Here is a 17,585-nt window from a genome sequence, read left to right on the forward strand (position 1 = left end):
CCTTAATTGGGCGTTATATGCCCTTAAAGGATTGTGCATGAATCAAAATTTATATTTCAAAACAGACAAGTTTGATTCTTCAAAAACTTTAGCTGAGTATGTGCACTCAGAACTAAAAAAGTTAAGCTTCAATCCTCAAGAACCTATTGACTCGGATTATATGTATTCCATTGAAATAAATGTCGAAGGCGATTTTGTTGATATTTTCATGGGTAAAAACGACGAAGAAACGGTAGTTCCGTTATGGCAAATTTGGCCAGAGCAGAGGGTTCCATTTCTTAAAAAAATATTTGGTAAAGCTGACAGATCAGCAGAGTTCAAAGTTAAAGAACAACTCGAGACTATTATTAAAAACATCGATGGCGTAAGTGCTGTCGAATGGGGCATATAACAAGTCATTCAAAAGGACAAAAAACAGTTGGCCATGCTCGTGCCTCGCTGATTTTGGCCAACAATTTTTTGCCTCTTAATGAGGCGTTATATGCAATTCATGTAGTAGGGTGCTTTAGCTAATAATTTCGTTGTTAACTTTTACTTTTGTAAGTTCTGCTACGGGTTTCGCTATTATAGTTTTCCAATAGTCACTAATAAGCTTTGTTGTTTTTATTACTTCGTAATGTAACAAAGCTATTATTTCGTTCTGGTATTTGTGGGTAGCTCAATTTATAGTGCGTTTATTACTACCGGTTTTTACTAGTTGCTTATGTATTTATGTTTAGGTTTATCAGGCATATAACAAGCAATTGAACGGGACTTTTACAGCTGGCTGTGCTCGTTCCTCGCAATTTTAGCCAGCGATAAAAGCCCATTAATTGGGCGTTATATGCAATTCATGAAGTAGGGTGCTTTAGCTAATAATTTGGTTGTTAACTTTTACTTTTGTAAACGCTGCTACGGGTTTCGCTATTGTAGTTTTTCAATAGTCACTAATAAGCTTTGTTGTTTTTATTACTGCGTAATGTAACAAAGCTATTATTTCGTTCTGGCATTTGTGGGTAGCTCAATTTATAGTGTGGCTATTACTACCGTCTTTTACTTCTGACTTATGTGTTTTAGTTCAGGTTTATCAGTCATATAACAAGCAATTCAACGGGACTTTTACAGCTGGCTGTGCTCGTTCCTCGCAATTTTAGCCAGCAATAAAAGCCCATTAATTGGGCGTTATATGCAATTCATGTAGTAGGGTGCTTTAGCTAACAATTTGGTTATTAACTTTTACTTTTGTAAGTGCTGCTACGGGTTTCGCTATTATCGTTTTTCAATAGCCACTAATAAGCTTTGTTGTTTTTATTACTACGTAATGTAACAAAGCTATTATTTCGTTCTGGCATTTGTGGGTAGCTCAATTTATAGTGTGTTTATTACTACCGGTTTTTACTAGTTGCTTGTGTGTTTATGTTTAGGTTTATCAGGCATATAACAAGCAATTCAACGGGACTTTTACAGCTGGCTGTTTCGTTCCTCAACATTATAAGCCAGCAATAAAAGCCCATTAATTGGGCGTTATATGCACTCAAATAGTATGGTTGGTTTAGCTAAAATTATTGTTATCAAAGGTGCTTTTGTACACGTTGCTTCGGGTTTCGCTATTATCGTTTTTCAATAGTCACTAATAAGCTTTGCCTATTTAAAAGACTTTTGTTGGCAAAGCTATTATTTCGTTCTGGCATTTGTGGGTAGCTCAATTTATAGTGTGGTTATTACTACCGCCTTTTACTAGTTGCTTGTGTATTTATGTTTAGGTTTATCAGGCATATAACAAGCAATTCAACGGGACTTTTACAGCTGGCTGCGCTCGTTCCTCGCAATGTTAGCCAGCGATAAAAGCCCATTAATTGGGCGTTATATGCACTCAAATAGTATGGTTGGTTTAGCTAAAAATGTTGTGATAAAACGTACTTTTTTAAGTGCTGCTACGGGTTTCGCTATTATAGTTTTTCAATGGCCACTAATAAGCTTTGCCTATTTAAAAAACTTTTGTTGGCAAAGCTATTATTTCGTTCTGGTATTTGTGGGTAGCTCAATTTATAGTGCATTTATTACTACCGTCTTTTACTTTGAACTTCAGTAATTAAGTTAAAGTTTATCAGGCATATAACAAGCAATTCAACGGGACTTTTACAGCTGGCTGTGCTCGTTCCTCGCAATTTTAGCCAGCGATAAAAGCCCATTAATTGGGCGTTATATGCAATTCATGTAGTAGGCTGCTTTAGCTAAAATTGTTTTTATTAAAAGTACTTTTGTAAATGCTGCTACGGGTTTCGCTATTATAGCTTTCCAATAACCACTAATAAGCTTTGTTGTTTTTATTACTTCGTAATGCAACAAAGCTATTATTTCGTTCTGGCTTTTGTGGGTAGCTCAATTTATAGTGTGTTTATTACTACCGTCTTTTACTTTAAACTTCAGTAATTAAGTTTAAATTTATCAGGCATATAACAAGCAATTCAACGGGACTTTTACAGCTGGCTGTTTCGTTCCTCAACATTTTAGCCAGCAATAAAAGCCCATTAATTGGGCGTTATATGCAATTCATGTAGTAAGGTGGTTTAGCTAATAATTTAGTTGCTAACTTTTACTTTTTTATGTGCTGTTATGGGTTTCGCTATTTATAGTTTTCCAATAGTCACTAATAAGCTTTGTTGTTTTTATTACTTCGTAATGTAACAAAGCTATTATTTCGTTCTGGTATTTGTGGGTAGCTCAATTTATAGTGCATTTATTACTACCGTCTTTTACTAGTTGCTTGTGTATTTATGTTCAGGTTTATCAGGCATATAACAAGCAATTCAACGGGACTTTTACAGCTGGCTGTGCTCGTCCCTCGCAAATTATAGCCAGCAATAAAAGCCCATTAATTGGGCGTTATATGCACTCAAATAGTATGGTTGGTTTGGCTAAAAATATTGTTATCAAACGTTCTTTTGTAAACGCTGCTACGAGTTTCGCTATTTATAGTTTTCCAATAGCCACTAATAAGCTTTGCCTATTTAAAAGACTTTGTTGGCAAAGCTATTATTTCGTTCTGGCATTTGTGGGTAGCTCAATTTATAGTGCGTTTATTACTACCGTCTTTTACTAGTTGCTTGTGTATTTAAGTTTAGGTTTATCAGGCATATAACAATAAATTCAACGGGACTTTTACAGCTGGCTGTGCTCGTTCCTCGCAAATTTAGCCAGCAATAAAAGCCCATTAATTGGGCGTTATATGCCATGGAGATTTAGGTGAAAATTCAAATAAAATCATTTTCTTCGCATCAATCGAGTAAGATCATCGCACTTACTTTTTTTGTTTTGATGTTACCGTTTAGCGTTATTAGTATTTTATTTTTTTTCTTGGTTCCAGAGATTGAAACATCTAATGGAAATACAATGCCGAGCTTTCCATTTTTATTTTTTGCATTAGCGCCTATATTTTATGGTGTTATGTTTTATTTGATGCAGCGTTTATTCTTTTTTGTTTATAATCGTTTAGCTAAAAAGTTTGGTGGTTTCGAATTTGAAACTTCAGAGTAAATTGGCATATAACAAGCAAATTAACAGGACTAAAAACAGTTTGTTGTTTTTCGTTCCTCAAAATTTTAACAAACAATTTTAAGCCTGTTATTTGGGCGTTATATGCAATTCATGTAGTAAGGTGGTTTAGCTAAGAATTTAGTTACTAACTTTTGCTTTTTTATGTGCTGCTACGAGTTTCGCTATTTTAGTTTTTCAATAGTCACTAATAAGCTTTGCCTATTTAAAAGACTTTTGTTGGCAAAGCTATTATTTCGTTCTGGCATTTGTGGGTAGCTCAATTTATAGTTCGGTTATTACTACCGTCTTTTACTTCTAACTTAAGTGTTTTAAGTTTAGGTTTATCAGGCATATAACAAGGCATTGCAAAGGACTAAAAACAGCTGGCCGTTGCTCGTGCCTCGCTATTTTGGCCAACAATTTTTAGCCTCTGAATGAGGCGTTAGTGCTACAGGAGTATTTTTTGAATTCTAGTGAAAGTTATCAGGTTTTCATACGCTTTGTTAGTGAAAGACATAATGATTTAATAAGTTCACTTGATGATTTGGTAAAGTCATTGGTGACTGTAAATTCATCAGGAAAAAAAGAAAATGCTGAATCAAGCTTTAAAAAATCAAAAGATTTAGAATCTGCAACAGCTGAAGGAGACCGCCCATCTTGGGTTTCCGATGTTACTTTGGCTTTACAAAGGTATATCAAAGGAGTACATGACTCACATCAGCTAATTACATATTTAGTTGATAATATGGCAATTATAAAAAATCATAAATGGGTCTTTGGTGATCCATCAGAAGATGCGTTTGATTTTGACTCTATATTTGAACATTATAAATCTCAAAGCCGTTTACCTGAATTATTTGAAGAAATAATAAAAATATTAGAAGAACTTAAAAGTAGTGATGAATTAGATAGTCGGTTAATGGTTAAAGGTCTTGGAAAAGTAATTTCTACTTTGAAAAAGAGTAAAGATGGTTCATACTTTTCAGTAAACGGAGCTTGGGAGTTTTTAGTTACCTTTCTGCAAAACTACATGTGGAGTGAGTTAAGTAAGATCCCTGCTCTGGGTAGCGTAATGCAAGCGTTAGAGAAAACAATTAAAGAAACAAATGAAGAAATGTTTAAAGTTCATTCTAATGTTCAAACTGAAATGGAAAACTCTATCGAGTCGGATATTAAAGCTCTAAAAAATAAGACTTCATTTGATTTTATTTCTTACAACAAGTCAGGATTGAAACTTACAAATAAAAATGAATCTTTGATGCTAGATAAAAAAGTGTAGCACTAACAAGTTGCTTAAACGGACACAAACAGCTGGCTGTGCTCGTTCCTCGCTATTGTAGCCAGCCATTTTTAGCCGCTTAGCAAAGCGTTATATGCAATTCATGAAGCAGGGTGCTTAGCTAACAATTTGGTTATCAACCTTACTTTTGTAAACGCTGCTACGAGTTTCGCTATTGTAGTTTTTCACTAGTCACTAATAAGCTTTGCCTATTTAAAAAACTTTTGTTGGCAAAGCTATTATTTCGTTCTGGTATTTGTGGGTAGCTCAATTTATAGTGTGGCTATTACTACCGTCTTTTACTTCTGACTTTTGTATTTTAGTTCAGGTTTATCAGGCATATAACAAGCAATTTAACGGGACTTTTACAGCTGGCTGTGCTCGTCCCTCGCAAATTTTAGCCAGCAATAAAAGCCCATTAATTGGGCGTTATATGCAATTCATGTAGTTGGGTGCTTTAGCTAAAATTATTTTTATCAATCTTACTTTTGTAAACGCTGCTACGAGTTTCGCTATTTTAGTTCTTCAATAGTCACTAATAAGCTTTGCCTATTTAAAAGACTTTGTTGGCAAAGCTATTATTTCGTTCTGGCATTTGTGGGTAGCTCAATTTATAGTGCGTTTATTACTACCGTCTTTTACTAGTTGCTTATGTACTTATGTTCAGGTTTATCAGGCATATAACAAGCAATTCAACGGGACTTTTACAGCTGGCTGTGCTCGTTCCTCGCAATGTTAGCCAGCAATAAAAGCCCATTAATTGGGCGTTATATGCACTCAAATAGTATGGTTGGTTTAGCTAAAAATATTGTTATCAAACTTACTTTTGTTAACGTTGCTACGAGTTTCGCTATTCTAGTTTTCCAATAGTCACTAATAAGCTTTGCCTTTTTAAAGAGACTTTTGTTGGCAAAGCTATTATTTCGTTCTGGCATTTGTGGGTAGCTCAATTTATAGTGCGTTTATTACTACCGGTTTTTACTAGTTGCTTGTGTATTTATGTTTAGATTTATCAGGCATATAACAAGCAATTCAACGGGACTTTTACAGCTGGCTGTGCTCGTTCCTCGCAATTATAGCCAGCAATAAAAGCCCATTAATTGGGCGTTATATGCACTCAAATAGTATGGTTGGTTTAGCTAAAAATATTGTGATCAACCTTACTTTTGTAAACGCTGCTACGGGTTTCGCTATTGTAGTTTTTCAATAGTCACTAATAAGCTTTGCCTTTTTAAAGAGACTTTTGTGGCAAAGCTATTATTTCGTACTGGTATTTGTGGGTAGCTCAATTTATAGTGCGCTTATTACTACCGTCTTTTACTTTGAACTTCAGTAGTTAAGTTAAAGTTTATCAGGCATATAACAAGCAATTCAACGGGACTTTTACAGCTGGCTGTGCTCGTCCCTCGCAAATTATAGCCAGCAATAAAAGCCCATTAATTGGGCGTTATATGCCTTAACCAAAAGTTTTTAAAATAATTAAATTTTGGTGTGTTTCGTCATTGTTAATTTAGGTGCAAACACTAATCAGCTTTACGCTATTGCAAACAAGTTTGCGGTAAAGCTATTATTTATTCTAGTTTGGGTTTACATGGCTCAAGGTAAGTTTGTTATCAAGGTAGCTTCGTATTAGCTTATCTGTAATTCGTTACCATTTTGCATATAACAAGCAAATTAACAGGACTTAAAACAGTTTGTTGTTTTTCGTTCCTCAAAATTTTAACAAACAATTTTAAGCCTGTTATTTGGGCGTTATATTTCATGGATGATCAATGCGTATATTTCTATTCTTACTTCTAATTACTATTTCTTTTTATTCTAATGCCAATGCTATTTGGCCGTTTGTGATAATGAATGCCACTTCTTTTGCTTGGTGGGCAATTTTAATTGGTTTAATGATTGAGTTTTTGTTTGTACAAAGACTTTTTAAAATTCCTCCCAAAAAGGCAATCAAAGCTACTATCTTCGCTAATTTGGCTTCTGCAGTACTCGGAATAGTTTTTGTTGGATTGTTTAAAGTAGTTCCCGGTTTGTATTTTTTTCTTATATTTGGTTTAGGACGATTAGGAATAATTTCTTGGATTTTAGTTTTTATTTTCGCATGCTTATTTAATGTTCTTATTGAAGGCATGGTTTATAAACGGAGCTTTAAATTATATACAAAGCTCAGTAAAAAACTGTTTTGGAGTTTCCTTTTAGCAAATGCAATCACAATCAGTGTTGCGATATTTAGTTTAGTAATACAAGCTATGGCAAAATGAAATCTAACAAGCTAATAAATAAGGACAAAAAACAGTTGGCTGTTTTCGTTCCTCAACATTTTAGCCAACAATTTTTTGCCCATTATTAGGGCGTTATGTGTATAGAACAACTTCGAGTTTGAGGTTATAAATGAAATACAATATCTACCTTTCTATCGTAGTGTTACTCGTAGCAGGTTGTGCGGCAGGCCATCAAGATTATTTGGATTTTAAAAATAGTAGGATTGGTAAAAAAGAAACTAAAACCGAACCATATAAATGGGATAACTCAGGTGAATTAATTCGTGCAGATTTTTTGATTTCTGGTCAAGGGCTTACAGAAATAACTGAAGATGATGACGGTAATTTAATTTACCACTATAGTGACCAAGAAGTTTTGCCTACTAACCCAAGAGAAGAATGGGTAGGTAAATGTTTAACTTACAATGTAGTAAACCCTGAAACAATGGTTATCATTGATTGGGGTTTTGATAAAGGCGGCAACCCTTTAAGTTGTAGAACTTGGCCTTAGAGTAAATATACACATAACAAGGGTTTTCAAGTCGGACAAATTACAGTTGGCTTTTTGTTCGTGCCTCACTTATTTTAGCCAACTGCAATTTGCCGCTTAAAACGGCGTTATGTTTTTTGAACACTGGTGTCTGGGAGTCAGGTTAAGCTTGACCAACCGAGGCACTTTGTGAGGAGTGCAGTTATTGTGAGTTTCTCGAATTCTCGGCAGTGCCGAACTCGAAACATAAACTTGCTTTAGCTGGTACTACACTCCGTTGGTAATGTTAGTACCATTACCACAATCCATACTTTGGGCAGCAATCCATTGTATGGCGTCACTGGCCTGTGACGTAAAGCTCAGGTGTTTAATTTTCCTGAGCCGGCTCGGGGTTTAATTTAGGAACTATTATGTTCACATTTAAAACTTCGAAAACAGAGGTTTCAGTGAATATAGCTGCCATTTTGATGGCTTCAGCTTGCCTTGTGCGTGCTGTTGCTTATCTAATGTCAGTTATGCCGCTGTAACCATTGGCGAGGGAGGCATTTGTCTCCCTCAAGCCAAAAACATAACAAGAAATTAAACAAGGACAAAAAACAGTTGGCTTTTTGTTCACTCCGTTCACTTATTTTAGCCAACAATTTTTTGCCTGTTAATTAGGCGTTATATGCAATTCATGTAGTAGGGTGCTTTAGCTAATAATTCGGTTATTAACTTTTACTTTTGTAAACGTTGTTACGGGTTTCGCTATTTATAGTTTTCAAATAGTCACTAATAAGCTTTGTTGTTTTTATTACTGCGTAATGTAACAAAGCTATTATTTCGTTCTGGCATTTGTGGGTAGCTCAATTTATAGTGCAGTTATTACTACCGTCTTTTACTTCTAGATTTTGTGTTTAAGTTAAGGTTTATCAGGCATATAACAAGCAATTCAACGGGACTTTTACAGCTGGCTGTGCTCGTTCCTCGCAATGTTAGCCAGCAATAAAAGCCCATTAATTGGGCGTTATATGTTTCTCGAGGTTTGCAGATTATGAGTACATTAAAAGGTAAAACTGAAGGCGGCAGCGGGGGTAAACGCGGCCATTCAAATATGACTCATTGGGCTTATACCGAAGAAATAAAAGAAGCCAGTAATATAAATCGTCGAAACAATAGTAAAACGATTATACGTAATGAGTTAAAACAAGTAAGCAGTCAAGATAAAGAGTAAACCACAGGGTTAACTATCTGTTTTGTATGTTTATCAAACATATAACAAGCTATTCAAGCGGGACAAATAACAGTTGGCTAGTTCCGCTTCGCTTCACATTATAGCCAACTGCAATTTGCCCCTTAATAGGGCGTTACAAGGCAGTTCAAATTATTTTGCAGTGTCGTTAAACACCTGCCACGAGCAGAGAAATAGCATCAAGGAATGTGCTGGTTTTTAGCCCCTTCCGTTCGTACCGGTGCCATTTAAAAGTGAACCGTATTGGCAAGTCCACTCCATTTAATCTGGGTGGCCAATAAGTAGGTGCAAGGCATCTTCGGCTTAGGTATTCTTAGGGTCTACTTGTTTACTATCGGTCTTAAGGTGCTTCGTAGTAGGTGAACACGCTGCCGCTGTAACAAAAAAAATCAATTTGACCTCCGCAAGCTGTCGTCTTTTTTGCGGAGCAAAAAAACCGCCAGCTTGCTCTGGCAAATTATTTTGGCGTTAAGTGTCATCGTCAACGGAGAGTTCAGTGACAGAAAAAAATAATGAAGAGTTCTTTGAAAAGGTTCGAGAACATAATCAAAACCTTTCTAAAAACCAGAAAAAAATTAGAAATTTTTCCTCATCCGTTGCGGGTATATCTGCTTCTATTGCATTAGCCATTACAGCTTCTATGACATTTAATATTTTCTTCGATTCTAAAAAGATATTAAGTAATGACGAACTAACAAATGAAGTTTCAGTGCAAAATACTCAAGTAAAGGGTATGTACCAAGATTTAAGTAATTTACAAGACATAGTTACTTTGCTTAAATCGAAAATGGATTCAGTTGAAAAATTCCCTGAAGGTACTGAATGGAAATCTGAGATTATTAGGCTTGAAGAAAAAATTGATAGTATTAGTATTAGAGTTACAGAGTTTGAGAACGCTATAACTGCAGATCCACTTAAAGCTCTAGCTGTTCCAATCTTGCGTAAAGATCTTGATAATGTCCGAAGCTCACTTAACACTGAGATTCGCCAGTCAAAAGCAGAGATTGATAGAATTTATGACCAAAATAAATGGTTTATTGGTTTACTATTCTCTATTGCTATAAGCGTTCTTGGTATGGTTATAACTAATTACGTAAATAGCAAAAAAGACACTTAACAAGACCTTCAAACGGACAAAAAACAGTTTGCTGTTTTCACTTCGTTCAACATTTTAGCAAACAATTTTTTGCCGCTTAAGGTGGCGTTAGCTGCCCGAGAGTGTTCGTTACTCCTTGCAGATTATTAGTAACTCGTTATTATGTAAGAACTCCCTTATGGGGATAACGGTGTTACCTTCTACCAGTTAGAAATGACTAGTCTTCAGTTGTGATGATTCACACTGACGGGGGAAAGGGGTCAAATCCTATCCAACCATGTGATAACTTACTTTTACTTGGGTTAACACCGTGAAAAAGCCTGAGTCTAACTCAGGCTTTTTTGTTTAAGGAACTTATGAAATTAGAGCAGCAGATTGCAAAAATTATCCGTGAAGAGGCAGAAAAGTTAATTGAACGCTATCACGAATATCACAATAGGGTTCACCTAGAAGCTAAGCGGAATCAGAAGCGATTAGGTGACTCTGCACCGAAAAAGAAAATTCATACTCCAGACTATTGGTCTTTTGATAGGAAGTTCAATCCATTTTATGTTAAAGCAAAGCATAAAAGCATTGCTCGATCTATCGCCAACAAAATTGAGAATAGAACCTATTCTCCGAATAGCCCATATATAAAAGAAGTTCCAAAGTCTGACGGTGGTATTAGAAAAGTAGCGATTTACAAAATACCGGACGCAGCTATATCAAAGTTTTTCTTTAACCGGCTTCTGGCAAAAAACCGACACCGGTTTAGTTCATTCTCATATGCTTATAGAAATGATAGAAATGTTCACTTCGCCATTCAGGATATTTCTGTCGATTTAAAAAGAAATGAGCGCACCTTTTTGGCTGAATTTGATTTCTCTGATTTTTTTGGGTCAATATCCCATGAATTCTTGAAAGGGCAATTTTCTGAAAACGGCTTCTACATCAGTCCTGAAGAAAAATTTGTTATTAATTCGTTTTTGAAAGAGAGGAAAGTCGGTATTCCTCAAGGAACGTCAATAAGCTTATTTCTTGCCAATCTAACCTGCTGGAAATTTGATCAAAATCTTGAGCGAGAGGGAGTTAAGTTCTCTCGATATGCTGATGATACTATTGTGTGGTCACCTGAGTACGCAAAAATATGTAATTCCTTTGGTTTGATTAATGAATTCTCTAGAAGCGCTGGAGTAAAAATAAACCCTACTAAGTCAGAAGGAATATCTCTTTTAACAACAGATGGTTTGCCATCAGAAATCGTAGCTAAAACTAGCCTAGATTTTTTGGGTTATTGCCTGTCCGTTGACAAGGTTTCCATTAAAGATAAATCCGTTAGGAAAATTCAAAAGCAAATATCATATATTCTTTACCGAAATTTAATTCAGCCACTTAAGCAAGCAGTGCTGGCTGGGCAGCGAATTCCTGCAAATGATAGAGATAAAAATTTTCTATCAGCAATGTGTGAAATTCGGCGATACATGTATGGTGGATTAAGCAAAAAGCAAATTAAAGACTACTTATCTGGTAGAACTAAAAGAATATACTTTAAAGGTGTAATGAGCTTCTATCCTCTAGTAGACGATGTTGATCAATTAACTCAGCTGGATGGATGGTTGCTCTCCGTAGTGCATAGAGTATTGAAGCTAAGGTGCAAGCTACTTTCAAGTCACGGATTTCATCGCTCGCATAGCTTTCCATTCAATGTATCAAGGTCGGAGCTTTTAGAACGTTGTGCTGTTGAAGTAGTATCAGGAAAGCATCTTCTTGAGATTCCAAGTTTTCTTCTAATACATAGAGCCCTGAAAAAAGGATTGGAGGAGTCGGGTATAGAGAGAGTAATGAACCCTGATTCACTGAATTATGACTATAGATAATGCAGCGTCCGCAGCTAACAAACGCATGTTGTCGGACTGGTTTTCCGCTGCGCTCCAAATCAGCCGCAAATGCGGGCGTTATGTGTTTGTAACTAAAGAAAAAGAAATATTAAAAAATAAGTGGTGTGTTTCGCCATTGTAAGTTTGGTTGCCACCACTAATAAGCTTTACGCAATTACAAAACAAGTTTTGTGGTAAAGCTATTATTTCATTCTCGTTTGGGCTTAAATGGCTCAAGGATAATTTTAATTAAGGGCAGCTTCGTTATTGCTCAGGCTAAGTTTTGTACTTGGTTTTACACATAACAAGTTGCTTAACAGGACAAAATACAGTTTGCTCGGCTCGTACCTCGCCAATTATAGCAAACGGTATTTTGCCCATTAGCAAAGCGTTATATGCAATTCATGTAGTAGGGTGCTTTAGCTAAAAATATTGTTATCAAAAGTACTTTTGTAAACGTTGCTACGGGTTTCGCTATTGTAGTTTTTCACTAGTCACTAATAAGCTTTGTTGTTTTTATTACTTCGTAATGTAACAAAGCTATTATTTCGTTCTGGCAATTGTGGGTAGCTCAATTTATAGTGTAGTTATTACTACCGTCTTTTACTTTAAACTTCAGTATTTAAGTTTAGGTTTATCAGGCATATAACAAGCAATTCAACGGGACTTTTACAGCTGGCTGTGCTCGTCCCTCGCTATTTTAGCCAGCAATAAAAGCCCATTAATTGGGCGTTAAATTGCAAAGGAGGCATCGTGCCATTTTCAAGTCTAATGAAAGATAAAGTTTCCGTACTAAAAAGTAATGGTGAGATTTTTAAGGATATTCAAGCAAGTGTTCAAACGAAGAAAACATTTATTCAACGTTCTGATATTTTGATCGAAACTGGCGACTTAATCCAAAGAACTATGTCAAATGGCGCAACTGAAACATATGAGGTTGTAGATCCTGGCTTTCATGAAGGACTTGGAGGCATACCTGCGGGCTATCAAATTGTTCATAAAAACCTAGGGTTGCCAGAGGCAGAGAAAGCAATTCAATCTATCACTTACAACCTCAACGGGAATAATACTAGAGTCAATAATAACTCAACTGATAACTCTACCAATGTAGTAAATATCAATAATGATATTGCTGAACATATATCTATGCTCAGAGATGAGATTAAAAAACTTGTTGAATCCAGTGAAAAGCAAAATGAAGCTTATGAAATTGTTGATGCAATCGAAGGACAATTCGAGTCCCCTAAGCCAAGTAAGGCAGTTTTAAATACTCTTATTAACGCATTACCTAGTGCGGGCAGCATAGCTTCTATAGGTTCGTTTTTATTGTCTTGTGTAGGTGGTTAATATGAAATTAGATAAATACGTAGAAGAAACTATAAAACAAGTGATCACTGGTATCGGTGCTGCTAAGTCGTTTGGTGAACAACATAATGCACAAGTAAACCCGGCCTCAGCTTCATTTTCCTCAGGCAGTCATAACAGTGTTATATATTGCTCGAATACAGGTGTTCCAATTCAAGAAATAAAATTTGATATTGCAGTTTCAGTTAATGAAGGAAGCACAGAAACAGAGGCTCCTGAAATAACTGTAGGAAGTGCCACCGTTGCTGGCCATAACTCAACAACTGAAACCTCAAATAGTTCAGTGAATAGAATACAATTTAGCATTCCTGTACTTTTGCCTATTTCAGGACGCAGGGGGTAATGCAATTTAACAAGTTGCTTAAACGGACACAAAACAGTTGGCTGTGCTCGTTCCTCGCAAATTTTAGCCAACGTTTTTTAGCCGCTTAGCAAAGCGTTAGGCCATAGAATCAACATATTCCGTTTAATCAAAGTTAAATAAAGGAGATAGAAAATGAAGATAATTAACCTATTTGGTGCAAAGTTCTCGATTGACGACAAAGCACTAAACTTTATCGAGCCAGCACTTGAGTCTAATAAGACAGATTATTGTAACGGAAATGCTTGCGATGATATTTATTGGGAATGGGATGACGATACCCGTTCTTATCATTTTTTTAATGAAGGGGAAAAAAGGGTGAGGCTAAAGGTTGAGGGGGCAAATTATCTTGGTTGTAATGGTGTCATAAAACGAAAGACTATGAGACCAGGTACGGAGTGGGAATGTAAACTTGGCGGAATATGTGAATTTAGCGCCAAATATACAGATTAATGGAGAATTTTTTATGACTAATAAAGTTAGTTTTAAAAAAAATGGTGAGCGCTGTACGGTAACATTATCTAACAGTAGTAAGACAGATGAATGCACTACTACTTATGAGATTTCCGTTTTTGATTCAGATGACGACCGTTGGGAGGATCATGCTAAAACAACTTCAACATTGAAACCTAAAACGGTCTTGTCCAAGGAGTATCATAAATATGGTGCCACAGACTGGGATTACACCATAGTAGATAATTACTGCGAATGAGGCCTAACAAAACCGTGCACACGGACAGCCCACTGCGTGGCTCAAATTATGTTTCCATTTCATTACAACATTATTTGTACCACTACGTGAGCTGCCGGTGACGGCGGCGTTATATGCACTCAAATCGTATTGCTGGTTTAGATAAAAATGTTGTTATGAAATTTACTTTTGTAAGTGCTGCTACGGGTTTCGCTATTATCGTTTTTCAATAGCCACTAATAAGCTTTGTTGTTTTTATTACTACGTAATGTAACAAAGCTATTATTTCGTTCTAGTATTTGTGGGTAGCTCAATTTATAGTGCGTTTATGACTACCTGTTTTTACTAGTTGCTTGTGTATTTATGTTCAGGTTTATCAGGCATATAACAAGCAATTCAACGGGACTTTTACAGCTGGCTGTGCTCGTCCCTCGCAAATTTTAGCCAGCAATAAAAGCCCATTAATTGGGCGTTATATGCACTCAAATAGTATGGTTGGTTTAGCTAAAAATGTTTTTATCAAACGTACTTTTGTAAACGTTGCTACGGGTTTCGCTATTGTAGTTTTTCACTAGCCACTAATAAGCTTTGTTGTTTTTATTACTTCGTAATGTAACAAAGCTATTATTTCGTACTGGCATTTGTGGGTAGCTCAATTTATAGTGCGTTTATTACTATCGGTTTTTACTAGTTGCTTGTGTATTTATGTTTAGGTTTATCAGGCATATAACAAGGCATTGCAAAGGACTAAAAACAGCTGGCTGTTGCTCGTGCCTCGCTATTTTGGCCATCAATTTTTAGCCTCTGAATGAGGCGTTATATGCAATTCATGTAGTAGGGTGCTTTAGCTAACAATTTGGTTATTAACTTTTACTTTTGTAAACGCTGCTACGGGTTTCGCTATTATCGTTTATCAATAGTCACTAATAAGCTTTGTTGTTTTTATTACTTCGTAATGTAACAAAGCTATTATTTCGTTCTGGCATTTGTGGGTAGCTCAATTTATAGTGTGTTTATGACTACCGTCTTTTACTAGTTGCTTGTGTATTTATGTTTAGGTTTATCAGGCATATAACAAGCAATTCAACGGGACTTTTACAGCTGGCTGTGCTCGTTCCTCGCAAATTTTAGCCAGCAATAAAAGCCCATTAATTGGGCGTTATGTATTACACGGAGTTTCGCATTGAATTCATCTAAAATTTCTAAAAAAATCATTCTAAGTATTATATTTTATTTATTTATCAACTCTGCATTAGCCATTAGTTGTGAAGATATAATCATAAAAAAATACGTCTCAAACATAACATATAGTCCCGCTAAAACATTATGTGGAGTAGATCTTAATTTATTGCTTATCAAATTAAAGAAAACTTCTAATAACAATGAAACGAGTTTAGGGGGGATAAGCTTAGATGTAAAAAATTCAAATGATGTTAGTGTTACTAGATATGCTTTAAAATCTATGAACTCTAGTAGCAATAAGATAATGACAGCATGTTTAAATAAAAATTATATTGAAAATAGTTCACTGATTTTTTCAATTACTCGTGAAAAAAGTGAACACAGTACTAATCACCGTAGTTTAACTCTAAAAAGTACACATACAACATGTAAGTTAAAGTCTCTTGTAAGTAATACATAACAAGTCATTGCAAAGGACTAAAAACAGCTGGCCGTTGCTCGTGCCTCGCCATTTTGGCCAACAATTTTTAGCCTCTGAATGAGGCGTTATATGCACTCAAATAGTATGGTGGGTTTAGCTAAAAATATTGTGATCAAACGTATTTTTTAAGCGCTGCTACGGGTTTCGCTATTATAGTTTTCAATAGTCACTAATAAGCTTTGTTGTTTTTATTACTGCGTAATGTAACAAAGCTATTATTTCGTTCTGGCATTTGTGGGTAGCTCAATTTATAGTGCATTTATTACTACCGTCTTTTACTTTAAACTTCAGTCATTAAGTTTAAATTTATCAGGCATATAACAAGCAATTCAACGGGACTTTTACAGCTGGCTGTGCTCGTTCCTCGCAATTATAGCCAGCGATAAAAGCCCATTAATTGGGCGTTATATGCACTCAAATAGTATTGTTTGTTTAGCTAAAAATATTGTTATCAATCTTACTTTTTTATGTGCTGCTGCGGGTTTCGCTATTATCGTTTTTCAATAGCCACTAATAAGCTTTGTTGTTTTTATTACTGCGTAATGTAACAAAGCTATTATTTCGTTCTAGCATTTGTGGGTAGCTCAATTTATAGTGTGGCTATTACTACCGTCTTTTACTTCTAACTTTTGTATTTATGTTTAGATTTATCAGGCATATAACAAGCAATTCAACGGGACTTTTACAGCTGGCTGTGCTCGTTCCTCGCAAATTTAGCCAGCAATAAAAGCCCATTAATTGGGCGTTAGCCTTACAAGGATAGTCATGAGAAAAATTTTACCTTTTATATTATTGTTCATTTCTTTTAGTGGAATTGCTAGTGACGACTTTCATTGGAAATTAGCTAATGGTGATCAAGCGCCCGAAACTGAAAATCAAAAAAGTGTAAAAGGATTTGGTGGTTGGCTATTAGTAACGCCTGATAAAGATTGGGAAGAAAAATGGATGACTCCAAGCGAAAATGTGCCTTACTTTAACGAAGCCAAGGACGTAAAGTTGGGTCAAGAACTCACTATTCTTCCTTTCTTTGCTAACCCAAAGTTAGATAATGCACGCAATTTTAATATTTTGTGTGATATTAAAGTTGAAAAGCCTGACGGAACATTTTCAATTAATGAGTTAAATGTCCCTTGTGCACAAGGGACATTAGAAGTAGATCCAATGTCTATATTTTTAACTCAAACAGTTATTAAATACATTGGCGAAAATGGAGACCCTTTTGGGCAATGGACAGTTTACTTTGAGATTAAAGATTTGATCAGAGGCGTTTCAGTTCCTTTAAAAACATCTTTTAACTTGGTGAAATAGTAAGGCTAACAAGCTGTTCAAGCGGGACAAATTACAGTTGGCTGTTTCGCTCCGCTCACATTATAGCCAACTACAATTTGCCCCTTAACAGGGCGTTATACGTACAGGGAATATCGGTGTTTAATAAAGATTACAATGTAATTAATCAGCTTGAAATCGAAAGTATAGGGCTAGTTAAAACAGGAACTTTGGTGGAGCACCCTGAATATGGGAAAGGTAAAATCGAAGAAATTTGTCAAGTTAAAGGAGATGACAACATTCTTAAAGTGAATTTTGAATCATATGGTGTAAAAGCTCTGGTAGCACTTTATGCGAGGCTTAAAATCATTGATGTCATAGATCGTGAACCGACGGTTTTAGGTAAAATAAAAAACCTTTTAAAATCAGTGTAAGTACGTATAACAAGCACTTCAAGCGGGACAAAAAACAGTTGGCTGTTTCGCTTCGCTTACATTTTAGCCAACAATT

At 35.6% G+C, this 17,585-nt stretch carries 16 protein-coding genes; all 16 read left to right on the top strand.

Features of this window, described 5'->3' with window-relative positions:
• Positions 1-37 precede the first annotated feature (37 nt).
• On the top strand, positions 38-391 hold the full coding sequence (locus ACM9HF_RS02285; RefSeq protein ID WP_473614100.1) for a hypothetical protein: 354 nt from the start codon (positions 38-40) through the stop codon (positions 389-391).
• A 1,455-nt stretch (positions 392-1,846) separates the two neighbouring features.
• Positions 1,847-2,071, top strand: coding sequence for a hypothetical protein (locus ACM9HF_RS02290; protein ID WP_473614101.1), 225 nt, complete (start codon positions 1,847-1,849; stop codon positions 2,069-2,071).
• Between the two features lie 1,154 nt (positions 2,072-3,225).
• Positions 3,226-3,516, top strand: a complete 291-nt coding sequence (locus ACM9HF_RS02295; RefSeq protein WP_473614102.1) for a hypothetical protein — start codon at positions 3,226-3,228, stop codon at positions 3,514-3,516.
• 463 nt (positions 3,517-3,979) lie between these two features.
• A complete protein-coding gene (locus tag ACM9HF_RS02300) occupies positions 3,980-4,795 on the top strand; it encodes a hypothetical protein (protein WP_473614103.1) in 816 nt (271 codons plus the stop codon).
• Between the two features lie 1,772 nt (positions 4,796-6,567).
• A complete protein-coding gene (locus ACM9HF_RS02305; RefSeq protein ID WP_473614104.1) occupies positions 6,568-7,056 on the top strand; it encodes a hypothetical protein in 489 nt (162 codons plus the stop codon).
• Positions 7,057-7,186: 130 nt separating this feature from the next.
• A complete protein-coding gene (locus tag ACM9HF_RS02310; RefSeq protein WP_473614105.1) occupies positions 7,187-7,567 on the top strand; it encodes a hypothetical protein in 381 nt (126 codons plus the stop codon).
• 1,012 nt (positions 7,568-8,579) lie between these two features.
• Positions 8,580-8,759 carry a hypothetical protein gene (locus ACM9HF_RS02315; protein WP_473614106.1) on the top strand — a complete coding sequence of 60 codons (180 nt, stop codon included), beginning with the start codon at positions 8,580-8,582 and terminating at the stop codon, positions 8,757-8,759.
• 514 nt (positions 8,760-9,273) lie between these two features.
• The gene (locus tag ACM9HF_RS02320) at positions 9,274-9,894 is read left to right on the top strand and encodes a hypothetical protein (RefSeq protein ID WP_473614107.1); all 621 of its coding nucleotides are present in this window, start codon (positions 9,274-9,276) and stop codon (positions 9,892-9,894) included.
• Positions 9,895-10,229: 335 nt separating this feature from the next.
• The gene (locus ACM9HF_RS02325; protein WP_473614108.1) at positions 10,230-11,729 is read left to right on the top strand and encodes a reverse transcriptase domain-containing protein; all 1,500 of its coding nucleotides are present in this window, start codon (positions 10,230-10,232) and stop codon (positions 11,727-11,729) included.
• A gap of 753 nt (positions 11,730-12,482) precedes the next feature.
• A complete protein-coding gene (locus ACM9HF_RS02330; protein WP_473614109.1) occupies positions 12,483-13,076 on the top strand; it encodes a hypothetical protein in 594 nt (197 codons plus the stop codon).
• A 1-nt stretch (position 13,077) separates the two neighbouring features.
• Complete coding sequence (locus ACM9HF_RS02335; RefSeq protein WP_473614110.1) at positions 13,078-13,437, top strand: hypothetical protein; 360 nt, start codon at positions 13,078-13,080, stop codon at positions 13,435-13,437.
• A 153-nt stretch (positions 13,438-13,590) separates the two neighbouring features.
• Positions 13,591-13,908, top strand: a complete 318-nt coding sequence (locus tag ACM9HF_RS02340) for a hypothetical protein (protein ID WP_473614111.1) — start codon at positions 13,591-13,593, stop codon at positions 13,906-13,908.
• A 13-nt stretch (positions 13,909-13,921) separates the two neighbouring features.
• Complete coding sequence (locus tag ACM9HF_RS02345) at positions 13,922-14,167, top strand: hypothetical protein (protein WP_473614112.1); 246 nt, start codon at positions 13,922-13,924, stop codon at positions 14,165-14,167.
• A gap of 1,162 nt (positions 14,168-15,329) precedes the next feature.
• Positions 15,330-15,788, top strand: a complete 459-nt coding sequence (locus ACM9HF_RS02350; RefSeq protein ID WP_473614113.1) for a hypothetical protein — start codon at positions 15,330-15,332, stop codon at positions 15,786-15,788.
• Positions 15,789-16,574: 786 nt separating this feature from the next.
• Positions 16,575-17,117, top strand: coding sequence for a hypothetical protein (locus tag ACM9HF_RS02355; protein ID WP_473614114.1), 543 nt, complete (start codon positions 16,575-16,577; stop codon positions 17,115-17,117).
• Positions 17,118-17,233: 116 nt separating this feature from the next.
• Positions 17,234-17,509: a hypothetical protein gene (locus tag ACM9HF_RS02360; RefSeq protein WP_473614115.1), complete on the top strand. Its 276-nt coding sequence runs from the start codon at positions 17,234-17,236 to the stop codon at positions 17,507-17,509.
• Positions 17,510-17,585 lie beyond the last annotated feature (76 nt).

Origin of the sequence: Colwellia sp. RE-S-Sl-9 (genome assembly GCF_048296855.1) — a bacterium.
GTDB lineage: Bacteria > Pseudomonadota > Gammaproteobacteria > Enterobacterales > Alteromonadaceae > Pseudocolwellia.

Coding starts and splice junctions, on each gene's coding strand:
- ACM9HF_RS02285 (WP_473614100.1), top strand. CDS start 38: ATGAATCAAAATTTATATTTCAAAACAGACAAGTTTGATTCTTCAAAA.
- ACM9HF_RS02290 (WP_473614101.1), top strand. CDS start 1,847: ATGCACTCAAATAGTATGGTTGGTTTAGCTAAAAATGTTGTGATAAAA.
- ACM9HF_RS02305 (WP_473614104.1), top strand. CDS start 6,568: ATGCGTATATTTCTATTCTTACTTCTAATTACTATTTCTTTTTATTCT.
- ACM9HF_RS02310 (WP_473614105.1), top strand. CDS start 7,187: ATGAAATACAATATCTACCTTTCTATCGTAGTGTTACTCGTAGCAGGT.
- ACM9HF_RS02315 (WP_473614106.1), top strand. CDS start 8,580: ATGAGTACATTAAAAGGTAAAACTGAAGGCGGCAGCGGGGGTAAACGC.
- ACM9HF_RS02325 (WP_473614108.1), top strand. CDS start 10,230: ATGAAATTAGAGCAGCAGATTGCAAAAATTATCCGTGAAGAGGCAGAA.
- ACM9HF_RS02335 (WP_473614110.1), top strand. CDS start 13,078: ATGAAATTAGATAAATACGTAGAAGAAACTATAAAACAAGTGATCACT.
- ACM9HF_RS02340 (WP_473614111.1), top strand. CDS start 13,591: ATGAAGATAATTAACCTATTTGGTGCAAAGTTCTCGATTGACGACAAA.
- ACM9HF_RS02345 (WP_473614112.1), top strand. CDS start 13,922: ATGACTAATAAAGTTAGTTTTAAAAAAAATGGTGAGCGCTGTACGGTA.
- ACM9HF_RS02355 (WP_473614114.1), top strand. CDS start 16,575: ATGAGAAAAATTTTACCTTTTATATTATTGTTCATTTCTTTTAGTGGA.